This window comes from Anabaenopsis arnoldii, assembly GCF_028331025.1.
GTDB classification, from domain to species: Bacteria; Cyanobacteriota; Cyanobacteriia; order Cyanobacteriales; family Nostocaceae; genus Anabaenopsis; species Anabaenopsis arnoldii.
Map to the genome: position 1 here is coordinate 1 of NZ_JAQMUH010000176.1, position 20,059 is coordinate 20,059.

The 20,059-nt window shown below is 42.9% G+C and carries 14 protein-coding genes and 1 pseudogene; 12 read left to right on the forward strand and 3 right to left on the reverse strand.

All coding sequences use genetic code 11. The features are described from left to right. Positions 1-62: 62 nt before the first annotated feature. The 4 genes and pseudogenes from ltrA to ggt all read left to right on the forward strand — a co-directional run bounded on the left by ltrA (position 63) and on the right by ggt (position 6,212). Positions 63-1,841 (forward strand): group II intron reverse transcriptase/maturase, encoded by a 1,779-nt coding sequence (gene ltrA, locus PN457_RS15370; RefSeq protein ID WP_271734263.1) that lies wholly within the window; start codon positions 63-65, stop codon positions 1,839-1,841. 36 nt (positions 1,842-1,877) lie between these two features. Further along, positions 1,878-2,504, forward strand: a pseudogene (locus tag PN457_RS15375) (glycine betaine ABC transporter substrate-binding protein); the annotation flags it as partial. 280 nt (positions 2,505-2,784) lie between these two features. Beyond that, the gene (locus tag PN457_RS15380; protein WP_271734264.1) at positions 2,785-4,035 is read left to right on the forward strand and encodes a tetratricopeptide repeat protein; all 1,251 of its coding nucleotides are present in this window, start codon (positions 2,785-2,787) and stop codon (positions 4,033-4,035) included. Between the two features lie 431 nt (positions 4,036-4,466). Further along, a complete protein-coding gene (ggt, locus tag PN457_RS15385; RefSeq protein WP_280805622.1) occupies positions 4,467-6,212 on the forward strand; it encodes a gamma-glutamyltransferase in 1,746 nt (581 codons plus the stop codon). On the opposite strand, the gene PN457_RS15390 is transcribed toward ggt, so the two are convergent. Next, positions 6,209-6,472 carry a hypothetical protein gene (locus PN457_RS15390; protein WP_271734266.1) on the reverse strand — a complete coding sequence of 88 codons (264 nt, stop codon included), beginning with the start codon at positions 6,470-6,472 and terminating at the stop codon, positions 6,209-6,211. The genes ggt and PN457_RS15390 overlap by 4 nt on opposite strands. A 467-nt stretch (positions 6,473-6,939) precedes the next feature. On the opposite strand from PN457_RS15390, the gene PN457_RS15395 reads away from it, so the two are divergent. From PN457_RS15395 to accD, 4 genes are all read left to right on the forward strand, one after another. After that, the gene (locus PN457_RS15395) at positions 6,940-7,899 is read left to right on the forward strand and encodes an aldo/keto reductase (protein WP_271734267.1); all 960 of its coding nucleotides are present in this window, start codon (positions 6,940-6,942) and stop codon (positions 7,897-7,899) included. A 116-nt stretch (positions 7,900-8,015) separates the two neighbouring features. Then, a complete protein-coding gene (gene leuB, locus PN457_RS15400) occupies positions 8,016-9,104 on the forward strand; it encodes a 3-isopropylmalate dehydrogenase (protein ID WP_271734268.1) in 1,089 nt (362 codons plus the stop codon). Positions 9,105-9,193: 89 nt separating this feature from the next. After that, positions 9,194-9,454 carry a hypothetical protein gene (locus PN457_RS15405; protein WP_271734269.1) on the forward strand — a complete coding sequence of 87 codons (261 nt, stop codon included), beginning with the start codon at positions 9,194-9,196 and terminating at the stop codon, positions 9,452-9,454. A gap of 893 nt (positions 9,455-10,347) precedes the next feature. Beyond that, positions 10,348-11,286 (forward strand): acetyl-CoA carboxylase, carboxyltransferase subunit beta, encoded by a 939-nt coding sequence (gene accD / locus PN457_RS15410; RefSeq protein ID WP_271734270.1) that lies wholly within the window; start codon positions 10,348-10,350, stop codon positions 11,284-11,286. A gap of 62 nt (positions 11,287-11,348) precedes the next feature. On the opposite strand, the gene PN457_RS15415 is transcribed toward accD, so the two are convergent. After that, on the reverse strand, positions 11,349-12,725 hold the full coding sequence (locus PN457_RS15415; protein ID WP_271734271.1) for an MFS transporter: 1,377 nt from the start codon (positions 12,723-12,725) through the stop codon (positions 11,349-11,351). A gap of 188 nt (positions 12,726-12,913) precedes the next feature. On the opposite strand from PN457_RS15415, the gene PN457_RS15420 reads away from it, so the two are divergent. From PN457_RS15420 to PN457_RS15435, 4 genes are all read left to right on the forward strand, one after another. Further along, complete coding sequence (locus PN457_RS15420) at positions 12,914-14,167, forward strand: ABC transporter substrate-binding protein (RefSeq protein ID WP_271734272.1); 1,254 nt, start codon at positions 12,914-12,916, stop codon at positions 14,165-14,167. Positions 14,168-14,568: 401 nt separating this feature from the next. Continuing rightward, a complete protein-coding gene (locus PN457_RS15425; protein ID WP_271734273.1) occupies positions 14,569-16,095 on the forward strand; it encodes a radical SAM protein in 1,527 nt (508 codons plus the stop codon). A 54-nt stretch (positions 16,096-16,149) separates the two neighbouring features. Next, on the forward strand, positions 16,150-16,644 hold the full coding sequence (locus PN457_RS15430; RefSeq protein WP_271734274.1) for a DUF427 domain-containing protein: 495 nt from the start codon (positions 16,150-16,152) through the stop codon (positions 16,642-16,644). Next, entirely contained in the window at positions 16,638-18,014 is a 1,377-nt protein-coding gene (locus PN457_RS15435) for a MurL-like N-terminal domain-containing (protein ID WP_271734275.1), read from the forward strand. Before PN457_RS15430 ends, PN457_RS15435 begins: the two co-directional genes overlap by 7 nt. A gap of 581 nt (positions 18,015-18,595) precedes the next feature. Here PN457_RS15435 and PN457_RS15440 read toward each other — a convergent pair. Further along, a partial coding sequence (locus PN457_RS15440) for a S8 family serine peptidase (RefSeq protein ID WP_271734276.1) occupies positions 18,596-20,059 on the reverse strand: 1,464 nt, incomplete at its 5' end.

Sequence of the window (20,059 nt, forward strand, 5' to 3'; positions counted from 1 at the left end):
AATGCCTAAGATATGCTGACAGATTCACGGTGATATGGATGATAAAGTCTCAAGTAGGAATTATGTCTAAAACGAGTGTAAAGACTACGGTAGAATGGAACACGATTAACTGGAAACAGTTAGAGCGTCGTGTTTACAAAATCCAAAAACGAATTTATCAAGCCTCAGCCCGTGGTGATGTCAAGGTTGTTCGCGGACTCCAAAAGGTGCTGATGAAATCCTGGTCAGCCAAAATATTGGCAACACGTAGGGTAACTCAAGATAACCAAGGAAAGAAAACTGCCGGAGTTGATGGAGTGAAAGCTTTATCACCTAAAGAAAGACTGGAATTGGTAGAAGAGTTAAAACTAGGATCTAAACCCAAACCAACCAGAAGAGTTTGGATAGACAAACCAGGTAGGGATGAGAAAAGACCTCTAGGAATACCCACAATGTATGATAGGGCATTACAAGCGCTTGTCAAACTAGCTTTAGAGCCGGAATGGGAAGCCAAGTTTGAACCTAATTCATACGGATTTAGACCAGGGCGCTCATGTCATGATGCCATACAAGCAATACTCAATGCCATCAGATACAAACCCAAGTTCGTATTAGATGCTGATATTGCCAAGTGTTTTGACAAGATTAACCATCAAGCATTGCTAAAGAAACTGAACACCTACCCCAAACTACGCCGTCAAATCAAAGCGTGGTTAAAAGCAGGTGTGATTGATAGCAGAGTCTTATTTCCCACAGAAGAAGGTACACCCCAAGGTGGTGTAATATCCCCTCTACTGGCAAATGTAGCCTTACACGGTATGGAAGAAATTCTTAAAGAATATGCCTCGCAATTACCGGGTAAAGGCGCTAAAAGGGATAAGGCTAGAGCAATATCAATCATTAGATATGCAGATGATTTTGTCATTCTGCATGAAAATTTGGCAGTTATTGAACAATGCAGGGAAATCTTAGTCACATGGCTGAATGAAATGGGATTGGAATTAAAACCTAGTAAGACCAGATTGGCTCATACTCTGTATGAACACCAAACAGAGGAACCAGGATTTGATTTTCTTGGTTTCAATGTGAGGCAATACTCAGTTGGCAAATACAACTCAGGATTGAACACCTACAAGGAAATACTAGGATTTAAAACCATCATCACCCCATCAAAGAAATCTGTTAAGAATCATTACGAAAAGATTTCTAGCACTATTAAAGGAAACTTAGCAACACCACAATTGGGATTGATAAGTAATCTTAACTCTATTATTAGGGGATGGTGTAACTACTATTCATCCGTAGTCAGCAAAGAAGTCTTTAGTAAAATTTTTAGTCAGGTTTACCAACGGCTTTACAGATGGGCAAAGCGCCGACACCCCAATAAAACCGAGAAATGGATAGCCAATAAATACTGGCACACAATTGGGGGTAATAACTGGGAATTTGCAGTAAAGATGGACGATAAATTCATCAAACTGTATAGACACCCAGAGACTCCTATTGTACGTCATGTTAAGGTCAAAGGCAATGCCTCACCATTTGACGGGGATTGGGTATATTGGAGTTCAAGAATAACAAACCATCCCGAAGCTAATAAAAGAGTAGCGACCTTACTTAAAAAGCAAAAGGGTAAATGTCCAGAATGTGGGCATTACTTTAGGGACGGTGATGTAATGGAAGTAGACCACATCTTACCCCTCTCCAAAGGTGGAAAAGATGAATATAAAAACCTACAACTATTACACAGACATTGCCACGACAAGAAGACAGCCAGTGATGGAAGTCTTGTAGGTATTCATGACAAGAACCATATCATTGAGGAGCCGTATGAAGCGAAAGTTTCACGTACGGTTTTGTAGACGAGTCGGTTGGGTGACTGACCGGCTTAGTTTAATACAGCGTTTAATGCCATTTTAAAAGAGAAAGTAGTACATGACCCCAAGCTAGTTAGCGAAAAGTTAACACGGGCCTATGCAGAAAAGTTTAACTTAGAAGTAATGCCCAGTTTAGGTTTTGAAAATAATTATGCCATAATTGTGCGTGGTGAAGATGCTCAACGGTACAATCTTCAAACCATCTCAGATGCAGTTAAATATACACCTAAATGGCGCGGTGGGTTCGGTTACGAATTTTTAGAACGGGAAGACGGTTTCCCCGGATTCGCTAAAACCTATGGTATGGAGTTTGCTAGACCTCCCCAAATTATGGACTTAGGTTTAATCTATCGAGCCTTGACTCAAAAACAAGTGGATATGGTGGCGGGTAATTCTACAGATGGGCAAATATCCCGACTAGGTTTAGTAGTCCTTAAAGATGATAAACAGTATTTTCCACATTATGAAGCAGTGCCCATTGTCCGTAAAGAAACCTTACAGAAATATCCCCAATTAAGAGCAGCTATCAATCAACTGACCGGGAAAATTACGGAGCAAGAAATACGACAATTAAATAACCTCGTGGAAGGGGAATTACAAGATATTAAAACTGTGGTGGGCGAGTTTCGCAAATCAAAACAACTCTAGATATAACTGATTAATAACTCATCCCATGGGTATTTTTACTGCATACAAACCTATGGCGATCGCGAAACGCTGCTGCTTGATGCTACACAAAGATACCTGGAAGTAAGCGACGAACAGGTTTTAGGAGCCGCCCTATAGATATTATCGCCGGTAGAAAAAAAGTCGAATTATTGAAGTTTAATTGAACTTCGGTTAATTACCTTTCCACCTGACAAGTATCGGGTAACACCCCATTATATAATGTCCGTAAGACTAAATTAACTACCAGTGGTAACCTGTTATGAACGAGCCACAACCAGGGGAATTTGATGTAGTACTAGGTGGTACTGGTAACGCTCCAGAATTTGCTGCTGTCTTAGGGGGAATCCAGGGGATACAGCAGAAATATAACAATCCTGACCCCAAGGTTAGGATAAATGCAATATCCCAAGCCCTGAACTATGGAGATGAGGGGGTTAACTTACTTCTCCAAGCTTTAACTACAGATGAATCAGTCGATGTGAAGAATGCGGCTTATAATCTTCTATCCTCTAAGTATGGCAAGTTAATTGAGTCTGTAACTGCTTATCAACCAGAAAAAACAGTAACATCATCGCAGTCGCAAGATACCCGCACGGGAAATTCAAATCAAGTTGATTCAGTTGCTCTTGATCCTAATGATACTGATGCTTATATCAATCGCGGTAATGTTTTCTATGACCAGGGGGAATGGGAATTAGCACTGGCTGATTATAACCAAGCTATTGCAATTAATCCTAACTATGCTGATGCTTATATGGGTCGCGGTAATGTTTTCTATAACCAGGGGGGATGGGAATTAGCACTGGCTGATTATAACCAAGCCATTGCAATTAATCCTAACTATGCTGATGCTTATATCAATCGGGGTTGGCTTTACGATAACCAGGGAAGATGGAAATTAGCACTGGCTGATTATAACAAAGCTATTAAACTTAATCCTAACTATGCTCTAGCTTACTACAATCGGGGTTTGCTTTACTATAACCAGAAAAGATGGAAATTAGCACTGGCTGATTATAACCAAGCCATTGCAATTAATCCTAACTATGCTGATGCTTACAACAATCGCGGTAATGTTTACAATGACCAGGGGGAATGGGAATTAGCTCTGGCTGATTATAACCAAGCCATTGCGATTAATCCTACTAATTTAGCTATAGCTTACCACAATCGCGGTAATGTTTACTATAACCAGGGGGGATGGGAATTAGCTCTGGCTGATTATAACCAAGCTATTGCAATTAATCCTAACTATGCTGATGCTTACGGCGCTCGCGGTCTTGTTTACTATAACCAGGGGGGATGGGAATTAGCACTGGCTGATTACAACAAAGCTATTACAATTAATCCTAACGATGCTGATGCTTACAACAATCGCGGTGATGTTTACCTTGAGCTAAGAGACATCAAGAAAGCCAGGGAAGACTTCCAAAGAGCAGCGCAATTATTCCTCACTCAAGGTAACACCGATGCTTATCAACGAACTATTAGGCGTTTAAACTCACTGTAGCTGCAAAGATACCTGAAAGTAAGCACTGAACAGGTTTTAGTATCCGCCCTATAATTATCGCCAGTAGAAGAAAGTCGAATTATTGAAGTTTAATTGAACTTCGGTTAATTATCCTTTCAACCTAAAAAGTATCGCGTAACACTCATTATATAATGTCTCCAAGACTAAATTAACTACCAGTGGTAACCTACTATGAACGAGCCACAACCAGGAAATTTTGATGTAGTACTAGGTGGTACTCCACAGAGCACAGCCAAAGGTTTAGGCAGATCCTCCGCTGGGAATGATACAGCACTTTTCAAGTAATAAAGTACACACCTTAGTATCATAAATCTTGTGGGGTAGGCATCCTGCCCTGCCGTACCCACTCAGGTAAAATGCGCTGTATCTGTGTTTATCTATAGTTAATTAACTGATTAATAATTCATCCCATGGGTATTTTTACTGCATACAAACCTATGGCTATCGCCCTGTTCTCCTGTACCCTCATCATCCACAGCCAAGCCGCGATCGCCACCATAGCATCAACCCTACGGAGTAAACAAGGAATGGTAGTTTCCAGCCATCCCTTAGCCAGTGACGCGGGAATTACCATGTTACGCCAAGGTGGTAACGCCATTGATGCAGCGGTAGCCACAACCTTGGCAATTTCTGTAGTTGAACCTTATTCAGCAGGAATTGGTGGCGGCGGCTTTTTATTAATGCACTCCGGAGAAACTGGTCAAATCAAAGCCTTAGATTTTCGGGAACGCGCCCCCCTGAAAGCCACACAAGATATGTACTTAGATGCAGAAGGTAAAGTACGTCCCTCTGCAAGTGTGGCTGGGTACTTAGCCGTAGCCACACCTGGAACTGTAGCAGGGATGTATGAGGTGCATAGTCGTTATGGTAAATTACCGTGGGCGCAGGTAGTCAAACCCGCCATCGCCCTGGCCCAAGATGGCTTTATCATCAGACGTAGCCTATCCCCTGGTTATCTGCTAGTTAATGACAGACCCAGACACCGGATTTTTGATCATCCAGCAGCGCGGGCAATTTTCACTCGTGATGGTGATTTCTATCAACCGGGGGAAAGGCTAGTACAGCGAGATTTGGCAAAAACTTTAACAGAGATTGCCCGTAATCCCCACAGTTTTTACACCGGAAATATTGCCCGGGCGATCGCCTCTGACATGGCAGAAAATGGCGGTTTAATTACTCTAGAAGACCTGAAAGCCTACAAACCAATTTGGCGGACTCCCGTTTGTGGGAATTTCCGTCAAGCTCAAATCTGTTCCATGCCACCACCTTCATCAGGAGGTGTACATTTATTACAGATGTTAAATATTATTGGTGAGACTGATTTACAATCTTTAGGATGGCATCACCCGGATGCATTGCATTTGATGGTTGAAGCCATGAAAATCGCTTATGCTGACCGGTCGCAACATTTAGGCGATCCAGATTTTATCAAAGTCCCTGTAGAACAACTGATTAGCCCAGAGTACGCCCGCAAACGCCGTCAAGAAATTGATCTGGAATGGGCAAAACCTGCAAGTGAGGTGAAACCAGTTAATTTAGGTCTTGTTCCTCCCCCCCTGTTAGCTAGAAATGAATGGATCGAAACCAGCCATCTAACAGTTGTGGATCAGCAACATAACGCTGTTAGTCTCACCTTCACTATTAATCTAGGTTTTGGTGCTGGTGTGTTGACACCGGGAACAGGGATCGTACTCAACAACGAAATGGATGATTTTGCTTCCGCACCGGGAATACCTAATGCTTTTGGTTTGGTGGGTAACCGAGCTAATGCGATCGCACCCGGTAAAACCCCCTTATCTAGCATGACCCCCACCATAGTCACCGAGAATGGCCGTCTGAGGATGGCCGTAGGTACTCCGGGTGGTAGCACCATCATTACTCAGGTACTGCAAATTATCCTGAATGTGTTGGAATACCAGATGGATGTAGGTGCTGCTGTTTCCGTTCCACGCATACATCACCAGTGGTTACCCGATGAGTTACGTGTGGAACGTTGGGGTTTGGGTGCTGTCACCCTGCAAGAGTTACGCCGGCGCGGACACAAGATTAGGGAAAGTAACTCCTGGGGTAATGCTAATGCAATTACTATCACCCCAGAGGGAGTTTTAGAAGCAGCGGCGGACCCTCGTGGTCAAGGCTTTCCCAGTGCTTTCTAATTTCCTTGTCCTGGCGATATTAATTCTAGATCCCGACTGACAAACTCATTGGCTCTGGCGCTATGTACTAAAGTCCAGCCGGCTTTGAGAAGTTTTTGATAAGTGGCCCAACCTTTAGAACCACCAGGAATCTGATAATCTGGGACTGCTTGGGGAAAAGCTGTGTAGGGTCGCCAAGGTTGATTGGGTGAGGCTTGCAGATGTAATATTTTCTCTCCATCCCTGCCAGACTTAGATAACCAGCACATTTTACCTTGCATGGCAAACTCCTTTAAGTTTTGCTTGTTTGCATATTCGCAGGCTTTTGTCAATACCTGCCTCAGTCTTGTGGGATAGTTACTTATCCCGGTAGTATTCGCGATTTTATTTACTTAGAAGAGCAAACTTGTTTAACTACTATTACTAATGGGTTGTCATCCATGGCTTCCTGTGGGAAATAAGGAAAAACCAATATTTTTTTTACCTGATTATGAGGTTGAGATTTTTCCTATGTTATCTACGGTTTTTGTAAATGTATGTAGCAATAACTACGATTTAGGCAGATATTCCAGTTGTTTTCATAGCTACAGGGGGGCGAATTGCTGACATTACCTGCATTTGCAGGATTTCCACAGATGCAAAATTTTCTGGTCACTGCCAATTAAATAATCTACCGTTATTCTGATTCAATTGACCCCAAAAACCTTTAGATTATCAACTATTGGGAAATATTGATCAATTAAGCATTATGGAAAAGCGCAGACTAGGAACATCCGAGATCTACATTACACCCATCCTCATGGGGGCTTGGCAAGCTGGTAAAGCCATGTGGACGGGAATTGAGGATGTTGATTCCATTAAAACCATCCGAGCCGCCTTTGAAGCTGGTATCACTACAGTTGATACTGCTGAGGTCTATGGTCAAGGACATTCTGAGCAAATTGTAGCCGCAGCTTTATCTGATGTCCGCCACAGGGTTGAGTATGCCTCGAAAGTTTTCGCCAACCATCTCAAGTATGATTTAGTGATTGAAGCTTGCGATCGCTCATTAAAAAATCTCCAGACTGATTACATTGACCTGTATCAAATACACTGGCCTTCCGGTTCTTTCAATAGTGAGATAGTCCCCATTGAGGAGACCATGCTGGCTCTCAACCAACTCAAACAACAGGGTAAAATCCGGTCAATAGGTGTGTCTAATTTTAACCGCGACCAATTAGCAGCAGCCTCAGAGTATGGACGTATTGATAGTTTACAACCGCCTTATTCTTTATTTTGGCGGCAGGTAGAAAAGGATGCCATGGCTTATTGTATAGAAAATAATATTTCTATCTTGGCTTATTCACCCTTGGCCCAAGGACTGTTAACGGGAAAATTTGCCCCCGGTCATCAGTTTGACCCAGCAGATAACCGTGCTAAAAATCGCTTATTTCAAGGTGAAAACTTTCAACGAGCCCAACAAGCCTTAGAAAAACTGCGCCCCATAGCGGCGCTTCATGATTGTACCCTGGCGCAGTTAGCATTAGCTTGGTTAATTGCCCAACCTCAAACCAGTGCGATCGCCGGGGCGCGTTATCCTGAACAAGCGCAAGACAACGCCAGCGCTGCACAAATTCAACTTTCTGGGGAAGAACTAGCACAAGTCGATGTCATCGGGCGCATTGTAACTGACCATCTAGATGACAATCCTGTGATGTGGAAGTGGTAGTCAAAAACTGGTGTTTTGTGGGATATGGGTGATGTTGGTGTGTTTTGAGTTCCCGTGGAGAACCTAATTTAGTATGATATGGAATCGGCAAGCATTTACCCTTTGAAAAATTAACTATGTCCCAGAACTACCGCATTACTCTACTCCCCGGCGATGGCATTGGTCCTGAAATTATGGCCGTAGCGGTAGACGTGCTGAAAGTGGTCGGTAAGCAATTTGATCTGCAATTTGAATTCTGCGAAGCCCTCATCGGTGGTGCGGCAATTGATGCTACCGGTGAACCCCTCCCATCTACTACCCTAGATATTTGCCGTAACAGTGATGCGGTATTACTGGCGGCGATTGGTGGTTACAAGTGGGATTCCCTACCATCGAATTTACGCCCAGAAGCAGGTTTGTTAGGGTTGCGTGCCGGACTAGGATTATTTGCCAATCTCCGCCCTGCCCAAATTTTACCCCAGTTAGTTGACGCTTCTACTTTAAAACGGGAAGTTGTGGAAGGTGTAGATATTATGGTGGTGCGAGAGCTCACCGGTGGTATTTACTTTGGTAAACCCAAGGGGATTTTTACTACTGATAGCGGTGAGAAACGCGGTGTGAATACCATGGTCTACACTGAGTCGGAAATTGACCGCATTGGGCGAGTAGCCTTTGAAACAGCGCGAAAACGAGGGGGGAAACTCTGTTCGGTAGATAAAGCCAATGTATTAGAAGTATCACAGTTGTGGCGCGATCGCATGACTAAATTGGCTACAGAATATCCTGATGTGGAATTGTCTCACCTCTACGTCGATAACGCCGCCATGCAACTGGTACGCGCTCCTAAGCAGTTCGATACTATTGTGACCGGGAATTTATTTGGCGATATCCTCTCGGATGCTGCTGCCATGCTTACCGGTAGTATTGGGATGTTACCATCTGCGAGTTTAGGCGCTTCTGGACCTGGTGTATTTGAACCAGTCCACGGTTCGGCTCCCGATATCGCCGGGGAGGATAAAGCCAACCCTCTGGCTCAGGTTTTGAGTGCCGCCATGATGTTACGCTACGGTTTAAACCAGCCCCAAGCCGCAGACAAAATAGAAGCAGCCGTATTGCAAGTTTTAGCCCAAGGCGATCGCACAGGTGATATTATGTCTCCTAATATGAATCTTTTAGGTTGCCGCGCTATGGGAGAATCATTAATGAGAGCCATGGAAAAATCATAATTTTCTGTTGAAGTTTGGCATTTTGGCAACCTTTGCCCAAGCCATTAGATAGACTAAAGACAAATTTAGTAAATATAAAATAGTCGATAGTGCACGCATTACGACAAGAAAAAGAAAAATATACTGCCCCCAAAAACAAGTCTCCTTTGATTGATCCAGCCTTAATCAGAGCAGCAGGGCAGATTTACTACACGCACTGTGAGGTACATCCTGAAATAGCTGGACAACCTTCAGGAGTAGCAATTAATTACGTTACTCATCGGGGTAAAGTAATTTTTACTCAGCAGCCAGTACTTTTACCGCAAGAATGTTTTGTCCCATTAAGTCAAATTGAATCACATATGTATTAGTCATTGCTCATTGATTAACTCTTTACCCGCCAATATAACCGATCAAAATGTCTTAACATTTCTGTACTGTGTGCAAAGTGACAAGGAATATATAGACGTTTTGATGCTCTTCGCCACCAGTATCATTGTCTCGGCGCTGGGTGCGTCTGAAGCTGCGCAAAGCCGACTTGTCTAAACTTGGAAACAAGTTTAGACAGAGGTGGCTGTATGAACCAAGAATCCCCCGAATCCGCTTCACTAAAGGGGGATTGTCAACAGTCCCCTTCTGTCTCCTGTTTGTAACGGTGATTACCCCATGCAGCTTTTACCTTTTGTTAAGATCAGATTGTGAATTGTATCACTCTCTATGATCAAGCAGAACCATTAGCTAGGATAAGTTTGTCTATATAGCATTTCTAGTCTAAGTAGTTAGGCCATAGTCTCTCCCCTGCGGATAAGACTCAGTACTGAGCAGATGACCAGACCCTATGGATGCTCACCGTTAACTTAGCAATGGAAATGATTTATTTAAGGCGAGTGGTTCAGTATTGGGTTGAGGAAACGGCATCTAATTGAGGGGTTGATTTTTATATGACTGTGACTACGGCAATCAATTTACAAAATTCCCGTGAGCATAAGGCTTGTGTTAGCATCAGCATTTTCGTTAAGCTGACAACCAAAGATGTTTTGATCAGGCCTGAACTGCTTATAAGCGTAATTTGAGATGTAGTCAAAAGTCAAAAGCTAAAATGGGGTGTTATTTGCGTTTGTACAAGAGCAAATCTGGAGACTTTGAAAGCGTAGGTCACAAGAGCCACCATTGTGTCGCTCTAGACTTGAAACTTCTTGATCTAGATATCCCATAGTGGCTTGATATGTTTTCAACCTCATACCCACTTAAAAAAAAGATAAAAATGGCAAACAACGAAGAATCACGTGGTTTAAAGTCTCTGTTAGATTGGTTTGCAAATCGACGGAAATCAGGATCTACCCATTTAGAACCCCAAGAACGGGAAATTGCTGATGGGCTGTGGCACAAGTGTCCCAAATGTGGCGTATTGACCTATACAAAAGACCTGAAGGCTAACCAGATGGTCTGCGTTGAATGTGGACATCATAATCGGGTGGATAGCGATGAGCGTATCCGCCAGTTGATAGATAACAACACCTGGGAAGCAATTAATGAGCATCTGCGCCCCACAGACCCCCTGCAATTTCGCGATCGCAAACCCTATAGTGATCGCCTGCGGGAAATGGAAGATAAACTAGGTTTAGTAGACGCAGTTAAAACCGGTTTAGGTCAAATCAACGGTTTACCCATAGCCCTGGGCGTGATGGACTTCCGCTTTATGGGCGGTAGTATGGGTTCAGTGGTGGGAGAAAAACTGACCCGCTTGATTGAGCAAGCCACCCAGCGACGTTACCCTGTAGTCATTGTCTGTACCTCCGGCGGAGCCAGAATGCAAGAAGGAATGCTTTCCTTAATGCAAATGGCTAAAATCTCCGGCGCTTTGGAACGTCACCGTCAATGTAAATTACTGTATATTCCCGTCTTGGCGAATCCTACCACGGGAGGGGTTACTGCTAGTTTTGCCATGTTGGGAGATATTATTATTGCAGAACCGAAAGCAACCATTGGTTTTGCAGGTCGGCGAGTGATTGAGCAAACCCTGCGGGAAAAACTACCAGAAGATTTTCAAACCGCAGAAGATTTGTTAAAGCATGGTTTTGTTGATGATATCGTACCCCGTACGCAATTAAAGAACACCCTAGCCCAGTTAATTGCTTTGCACCAACCCATACCAACTACTACACACTCGATGATGCGATGGGAAACCATGACCTTGAGCTAGTCCTAAGCTGCTAAATAAGAGAACATTGGGAATTGGGGATGCACCAGATCCATCTCCAATCCCTATTTCCCTCCATCTTCCAAAAATATCAGTGGTACAAGTGCTATTAAGCGCAACACACCAGAAAGGGTAAATAATCCCAGTAAGCCGCCACAATTAGTAAATTGTACGATCAAGCTGCCAATGGTTGTACCTAAAGCCCCCCCGGCTCCTGCCATAGCAGCCGCGATCGCAAAATAGATAGACTGGTTTTTAACTGGTGCAATCTCTAGCTGTATATTGTTATTACATAAGTCAACCCCTGCCCAAGTACCTCCGGTTAAAATATGTAACAGTGGCAGCCATAGCCAAAAGTCAACGTAGTTAGTATTAATTCCTACCCACAAAATTGGTGTTACCGCCACCGAAATTCCCACAAATATCAAAATCCGCCGACTCCCAATTTTGTCTGCCAATTTCCCCCATATAATCAGCATCAATAAGTTCGCTCCTGCCTGTAAACTGGTGTAGAGTGATACTAAACTGATATCTAAATTCAGCGTGTCTAGCATATAGAGGCTAAAAAAAGGAGCGCTGAGATTAACTGCAAACATCCAAAAGCTGAAATAAAGCACAAATATGAAAAAGCGAGAGTTTTGCCAGATGTTCGGCTGGTTTGCTGCGGGAGTGATTACAGTTGAATTAATTAATTTTTCTTGACGGTAATTACAGATGGTATTTTGTAATTTGGGATTGACATCAACTTTAAAGTACTGGCATCCCAAACTAATCATCCCAAATACAATACCAATGAGCAGCACTATTCCATAACCTTGTAAAGTCCCCCCTCGCCAATGTGATACAGCTAAACCGGCCAAAGGTAAACAAAGCAAATTGGTCAAACTGGCAGCGCTGTTGCGTATACTAAAATACCTACCTCGTAGTTGTCGCGGTACTATCATCCCTAACCAACTCAGCCACGATGCGCTTCCTAGTCCCCCAAAAAGATGGCTGATCAGGACAATTGATAAGGTCAAAACTACCAGCTGATGGGAGTTTAAACCTCCAAAGTGGAAACACGCAATACCTATGAATAAAATCAGCCACATTATCCGCCCAATTCCATGGGTGCGTAGGGAATATTGAAAGCGGCTAGTAGTACGTTCCGATAAGTAAGCGCCCAAGGGTTGTATGAGATTCACCAGCATGGGGATTGAGGATAACATCCCAAACACTACTGGACTGGCATCCAATTCTACCAGAAAATTACTCAGTAAAATGCCCCCGGTACTGAGGGAAAAAATCGCTGCAAACACTCCATCCAGGGTTGAGGCTTTTAAACTAGTGCGAATCTGATTTTTACCAATTCGAGGACACGGAGAAACTACTGTTGGCGGTGAGCTAATCTGGGGGATTTCTAGAGTTACTGATGCAACTGTTTCAAAATTAGCAGAAGTCATAGCTTACTTTTACCCGTAGGACACCCTAGCATGAGTTCATGTATTGAGGAAATTACATCCCCTAGTTAACTTTTCTGAATAATTATTTGTTACTTTATATTCTATTTTTTCACAAAAATACAGATTCCTTAAAGATAGATTAACTCAGCTAGAAGAGATAAGTTAGATGAAAGAGCTGGTATTTGTTTGTGAGTAGAAAAAGCTGGGTGAAATTTTTGGCGCTAGTGCTGGCGATCGCTTTGGTTGTGATTACTTACCCAAATTTACCACTACTAAAGCCACCAACTACCGCTGTCACTATCAAACTGAGCGGTTGGGCGGGTAATCCCCTGGAGCAACAATTATTAAAACAGTTACTAAAAGAATTTGAGCGACAACATCCAGACATTAAGGTGAGATATGAAGTGATTTCTGACCAATACATGGATGTCATCACTACTCGCCTAATTGGGGAAGCAGCGCCGGATGTCTTCTATCTGGAATCCCTAGAAGCTCCTTTCCTTATGAGCCAAAATGTCCTAGAACCGTTAAATTCTTACATTACCCCCGAATTTGACCTAGAGGACTTTGAAGAGAGCTTGCTGGATAATTTTAAGTATAAAGATGATATTTATGGTCTTCCCAAGGATTATTCTACCCTGGCACTTTTTTATAATAAAAAAGCCTTTGCAGCCGCAGGTTTGAGCAGTCCCCCCACTACTTGGGATGAATTACGCACCTACTCCGAGCAGTTGACGGGTAAGTTGAACAGATACGGTTTTGGTGTTACCCCACAGTTGAGTTATCAAGCTTACAAAATTGCTGCTTTTGGGGGAAGGGTTGTTGATGAGAATGGTTATGCTGCTTTTGCTAGTCCTGAAGCTGTGCGGGGATTGCAGTTGGTGGTAGACCAGTATCAAAAAGATGGTACTTCAGCCCAAGCTACTGATGTGGGTACTAACTCAGGTACGGAAATGTTTGGTCAAAACCGGGTCGCAATGGTCATTGAAGGTAATTGGGCTATTCCTTATTTAGAAACGACTTTTCCTCAGTTGGAGTTTGCCACTGCGGAAATACCTACTATTAATGATAAAAAGGGTACGATGGTGTTTACTGTGGCCTATGTGATGAATAAGCAGTCACAGCATAAAGCCGCCGCTTGGGAGTTGATTTCTTTTCTCACAGGGAAGGAAGGAATGGCACAATGGACGGGGACGGGGTTTGCATTGCCTACGCGCACATCAGTAGCAGCAAGGTTGGGTTATGATCAAGACCCTTTGCGATCGCCTTTGGTGGCTGGTATAGATTATGCAACGACTTGGCAGTTAGGTCAATATCCGGCTGCTATATCTAATAATTTTGATAATCAGTTTATTAGTGCTTTACTTGGTCAACAACCTTTAAGTTCAGCTATGCTCCGCGCACAAAATGCCGCTAATGCACAAATTCGTACCAGCCAATAATTGATAACTCAAACTTATGTAATGCACCCTTGAGGCTGGGGAACTTTCGTGTTTTTTGATTGATGAATTATGGGAAGAAACAGGGAGCAGGGAAAAGGGTTGAAACTATCCATTTATATTGGTTGTATTATCTGTTTTGATCCTCACATCCTTGGCTGTTGCAATAACTCAACATCAAGGAGAGAATACCAGATTTTTCATGAGTCGGATAGGTTGTAGGAAATACTCCTTTAAACTGCTTTAAATTAAGATTTGTTTTGGAAATTCCTGCCCATGTCAGAGATCATGATAATCTGCAAAGGCATTTAAATCGATCAGATACATTTGAGAATCTCTTGGCAGCTACGATCTCTTAAATCTAAATCAAAACCTTAGTATTGTTTCTATTTAAGGAGATTTATATGACATTAAGAACTCCCACTATCGGGTTAGTAGAAGTACCCGCATTAGGATTATATGATCCGGATGGCAACAATTGGACAGCATTATATAGACGTAATACCTTGCTGAGTAAACAGGTATTAATGGCAGACTTACAAGCCGGTGGTTTTGATGCTCAACTTGTCAACCTCAAAGATGGCGATCGCAGAGAACCCTTTGGAGAAGTGACTTGGAAGGATATGAACTTAACAAAAGCCTACGTAGGTCAGAGGATTTATGATATAGATCCCTCAGCTTATGATGCTTGGGGCGTAACTGTTAATTATACTCAAGAGCGTCAAGTCACCTGTATGGCGATCGCTCATTTTGCCAGTCAAGGAAAACCAGTGGTAGTAGGCGGTTCCGATGCTATTGCCGAACCCCATTACTATCTCAAAGCGGGTGCAAGTGCCATAGTCACGGACAAGTCTGGTGCTGCTAACTGGCCGATTTTTGACCATGTACTGGGTAAAACCCCCCGGGAAAAACTCACGGGTGTAATTTTAGCTGATGGTAGTTATTATCCCCCCCGACCCCAAGCCATGAGTCCTGATGACTGGGCTTTACCATCGGTAGAAGTAGCTAGGCAATGCTTAGGACAAGAATACTCAGAAGAACCCTTTGTGGAAGAACTGGTACCTATAGGTTCAGTCTTTCCTGATATTGGCTGCGATCGCAAATGTGACTTTTGCCAAACCCCCACCTATGGGACAGGATATCGGCGAATGTCACCCCAAACTACCCTGAAATGGATTGCTCGACAAAAAGAAGCAGGAGCAAAATGTACAGTTATGGGTTCTGATCAATTTTTGGGTCGCATTTTGTTTCCGGGGGGACGAGAGGAGATTCTGGAAATTACCACAGGAGCCAGAGAAATGGGTATGCCACTTCTGTGGCCTAATGGTTTAGAACTAAGAAAAGCCACATTGGGAAAAGGACGCAACTATGATCACACAGACCTGACACCCGATGAAGAACTGATAGAAGCACTTTGGGGATGGGATGGGAAAGTTGGCGGTTTTCTCGGTTATATTCCTGCAGAACGCCCAGTATTTGGCAGAGAATCTTACAGCAAACTGCTACCCTGGCAACAACATTGTGAGATGATGCGAGCGATCGTCAGATGCGGACTTCCGGTAATTGTTTATGGTCTGATTATTGGCTTTCCCGATGATACCCACGATAGTTTACTGCGCTTAGAAGAGGCTGTTTTAGAACTCCATCAACAACTCAGGGAGATTAACCCAGAGCTAGAATTTCAAGTTGCTTCCTACGCCATCTCTCCCATACCAGGAACACCCCAAGGAGAAAATATCCGGACATCAGGACTGTTGCGCTTTGATGATCCATCTATAATTGGTGGTTTTTGGACTCCCAGTTGTGATACACACCAAATTGGCTATGAAGATATATCGGACTGGCAATTCCGATTAGCTCAAATTGGTAAGGCAGAATCTAAATTGATCAACTATCATGGAGGACTGACAAAAATGGCCACTGCTAAATAGTGAAGTCATTAGCACAATTGCCACAAACTCAACCAACCTAGGAGAACAATCCCAATGAGACCACAGCCCACTCCCCCAAAACCTGGACAAGAATCAGTTTGGGACTATCCACGTCCCGCAGTTTTACAAGATACTGATAAACACCTCAAAGTCATTTGTGGTGGTATTATCTTAGCAGATACCCGCAGAGGGAAAAGAGTATTAGAAACTAGTCATCCTCCCACTTATTACTTTCCCCCTGAAGACATTAAGCTAGAACATTTAATTGAAACACCCAAAAAGAATTTGTGCGAATGGAAAGGGGCATATCAATACTACGATATCAGCATTGGTAATCAATATATTCACTATGCAGCTTGGAGGTACTTTGACCCCACTCCTAATTTTCTTCCTATCCGGGAATACTATGGCTTTATAGCAGCTTTAATGGATGCTTGTTATGTGAATGACGAGCTAGTAGTGCCCCAATCTGGTGATTTCTACGGAGGATGGATCACTGCAGATATTGTTGGACCATTTAAAGGTGGTGCAGGTACATGGGGATGGTAGTTCATCAATCAGATCACATCATTAACACAGTTAAAATTGCTGACTTTACTATACATGAACACCATTTAAACCTTACCTATACTGTAGATCAGTTTCAATTCTCTACTAAAATTTTCTATCATGAAGTATCTTTTGCCAAACTGATAGAAACATACTCTCAATTTTTTATAAAGCGGGTAGTTGCTCATATTGCTCTGTTTGAGGGAATGAAGTTATGCTCATTATTTCCTCAATACTATGATATTTCTGTCGTTGCTGAATATCTAGAACCTAATGCCTTAGATTTGTTTGTGAAGATATATCAAGGTGTATTTGCACAACATTGGTATGAGAACAAGGTCACCGATTATCAACAACCAGATATTATTTATTCCCAAGACTTAGGAGTACATCAACCTGCTCGAATTTTAGGTAATGATCAAACTGTCCTCACTGGTTGCGGAGGTGGTAAAGACAGTATTTTAGCTATGAAAATGTTAGAAGTGGGAGGTATTCCTTTTGCTTCTATGCAATATTCCCATAGCACTTATGGCAAAGCAGATGTTCAGCATGAACTGATTTCCCAAGTATTAGAATGTGTTCATCCAACCCAAAAGCATCAAATATCTATTTACGATGATTTTACTGAATTTCCCTTTTTAAAATTATATTTACCGGCAAACTCCGGTATTATTGCTCCAGAAACACCCATCTCTATTTTTTTATCTTTGATTCTCATGTTAGATCAAGGATATAATTATCTATGTTTAGCCCATGAAAAAAGCGCCAATCATGGTAACTTATTTTGGCATGAAATAAACAGGGACGTTAATCATCAATGGGGCAAAGGTGTAGAAGCCGAATACATATTAGATAAATTTATCAGGGATAACTTATTAAGCAACTTTAAATATTTCAGTATTCTACAACCCATTTATGACTTTCGCATTTTTCGTAACTTTAGTAAATACCCAGAATTTGTCTCCAAAATTCATTCCTGTAACGTCAAAAAGCCTTGGTGTAAGAAATGTCCTAAATGTGCTTATGTCTGGTTGGGTTTGATGGCATTTTCTCGCCTAGATGTTGTTAACCAGGTTTTTCAAGGAAATTTATTTGATGATGTAGAGTTAACCCCTACTTTCCGAGCAATGCTAGGCTTAACAGAACATACACCCTTTGAATGTATTGGAGAAATTGAGGAAAGTTGGTTATTGATGAAAAAATGCTTAGAAAGAGGTTTATCTGGTAGAGCTTTAGATATTTTCACTGAGGAAATATTATCTAATACCACAATTAACTGGGAAGAAATAGAGCAGAAATATAATTACATTTACACAACAGAACACTATATTCCTAATTGGATATTTGAGGCAATTAAAGAACAATTATAATTTGATTATATCATTTTCTGACAATTATAAATAACCTCCAGTTCTGCTAGGTAGAAGCGGGTATGGCTACGCCACCTATATGACAGGTATCATTGATTATTAACCAGCATATTAGTACACCCGCCCCTAGTAGTTGAATTAATGATCCCCTTCTTAGAGGATGTCTGAAAACGCTTGACACTCCCCAGGTCTAAAGCCGGGGGATTCTTGAAGATTCACCAAACTGACCTTCAATGGTGCTGGCAAAAACACCCTACACGCTCAAAACAACTACCAGTACAAAAGGTAATGCAATTGCGCTTACTTTTATTTTTTTTGCTTTGGTGAGTCCATCGCAATGCCAGTTAGGTACGCTCAACATCCTGCCATTATTTGCCCTTTAACTATTCCAAATCAAGTTGGATATGTCTGTTGCCGGGATTTCTCCGCACTAGGATGAATCATCACGTAGATGGTTATTCTTACTCGTTTAGACCATTATACCACTGTGGCTAAAGCCAGTCAATCGTTCTAATGCGACTAAAGTCGCTATCGACTGATCCCCATGTCTAAAAGCCATTGGCTCAGGTCTCGTTTTCTGGTCAAACCCAGGCGTAAAAGGTCTCTTCTTTCCCCGCAGTCTGGAGACTTGTAGGTTCTTGTTGGAGGGATGCGAAATTACTACCTCCAGGCACCGCAGTTCCGGTAATGATATCGGCTACCCCTCTAGGAGATAGACTAGGTGCTGCGCCCATGACAATTGCTGCAGCACCTGCAACATGGGGCGCTGCCATAGAAGTCCCGCTGTACCTGGCGAAGCGACCACCAGGAATTGTAGAATAAACATTCACCCCTGCTGCTGTAACATAGCTGGGAAATGCCAGTCCATCACCGTTATAATCCTGGGGCGCACTGCCAGCACGGTTAGAGAAACTGGCGATGTTACCGTTGCTATCTATTGCACCTACTACTAATCCATGTTCTGCTGCGTAAGCCCCGGGCTGCTCCGGGCTAGCCCCGCCTGCATTGCCAGCAGCCATAACAACTAATGTACCTCTAGCAGTGGCATAATCAATGGCATTATTGATTTCTGTACTCACCCCACCACCACCGAGGGACATATTAATCACATTAGCACCGTTATCTGCGGCATAGCGAATGCCAGCCGCAATATTTGTAGTAGAACCCGATCCATCGTCACCAAGTACCTTCACAGGCATAATTAAGACATCCGGGGCTACACTAGCAACGATACCAGCTACATGAGTGCCGTGACCATCTACATCATTGGGGTTGTTGTCGTTATAAGCAAAGTCCCAACCCCGGACATCATCGATATAGCCGTTACCGTCATCATCAATACCATTCCCGGAAATTTCTGTTGTATTACTCCAGATGTTATTTCTCAGGGATGGGTGACTCCAGTCCACACCAGTATCTAAGACAGCTACAACTCTACCTTCTCCTGTGTAGCCCATAGCCCATGCTTCAGGCGCTCCAATCCGATCAAGACCCCAATTGTTACCTCCCAATGAAGGGACGCTTGGTAAATTGATACCCAGTAATTCCCCTAAAGCCAAATCAACTCTGGTTTCACCGTAACCATTGATAGCACTGTAATTATCTGGTAATTGGGGAGGAATGCTGGCTGTCAGTTCCAGGTTATAGCTACTACTACCACTATAAGGGTATACCTCTAAGTAGTAAGTACCAGGATTGAGGGTAGACGAAATCACCTCATCACTCGTCCGGCTGTTTTCGGAGCGGATCATTGCAGTACCACTGCTATTACGGAGAACAATATCAATGTCACTACTCAGGTCTGTCAGGCGAATTACTACATACAGTGATGTGTCAACCTGAAAGCGATAGAAGTCACGAGGGTCACCATTGCCAACACTGTCACTAGTTTGCAAGATACCATCTGCGTTAAGATTGCCTAAATCTAACGCAGAATCGATGGTTTCACCGGGATCTTGAGGTTCGGGTTGAGGTTCGGGTTGTGGTTCGGGTTGTGGCTCAGGTTGAGGTTCGGGTTGAGGTTCGGGTTGTGGTTCGGGTTGTGG

What these genes read in the sequence shown, in the direction of transcription:
- ltrA (WP_271734263.1), top strand. Translation starts at nt 63, where the DNA reads ATGTCTAAAACGAGTGTAAAGACTACGGTAGAATGGAACACGATTAAC.
- PN457_RS15380 (WP_271734264.1), top strand. Translation starts at nt 2,785, where the DNA reads ATGAACGAGCCACAACCAGGGGAATTTGATGTAGTACTAGGTGGTACT.
- ggt (WP_280805622.1), top strand. Translation starts at nt 4,467, where the DNA reads ATGGGTATTTTTACTGCATACAAACCTATGGCTATCGCCCTGTTCTCC.
- PN457_RS15390 (WP_271734266.1), bottom strand. Translation starts at nt 6,472, where the DNA reads ATGCAAGGTAAAATGTGCTGGTTATCTAAGTCTGGCAGGGATGGAGAG.
- PN457_RS15395 (WP_271734267.1), top strand. Translation starts at nt 6,940, where the DNA reads ATGGAAAAGCGCAGACTAGGAACATCCGAGATCTACATTACACCCATC.
- leuB (WP_271734268.1), top strand. Translation starts at nt 8,016, where the DNA reads ATGTCCCAGAACTACCGCATTACTCTACTCCCCGGCGATGGCATTGGT.
- accD (WP_271734270.1), top strand. Translation starts at nt 10,348, where the DNA reads ATGGCAAACAACGAAGAATCACGTGGTTTAAAGTCTCTGTTAGATTGG.
- PN457_RS15415 (WP_271734271.1), bottom strand. Translation starts at nt 12,725, where the DNA reads ATGACTTCTGCTAATTTTGAAACAGTTGCATCAGTAACTCTAGAAATC.
- PN457_RS15425 (WP_271734273.1), top strand. Translation starts at nt 14,569, where the DNA reads ATGACATTAAGAACTCCCACTATCGGGTTAGTAGAAGTACCCGCATTA.
- PN457_RS15430 (WP_271734274.1), top strand. Translation starts at nt 16,150, where the DNA reads ATGAGACCACAGCCCACTCCCCCAAAACCTGGACAAGAATCAGTTTGG.
- PN457_RS15435 (WP_271734275.1), top strand. Translation starts at nt 16,638, where the DNA reads ATGGTAGTTCATCAATCAGATCACATCATTAACACAGTTAAAATTGCT.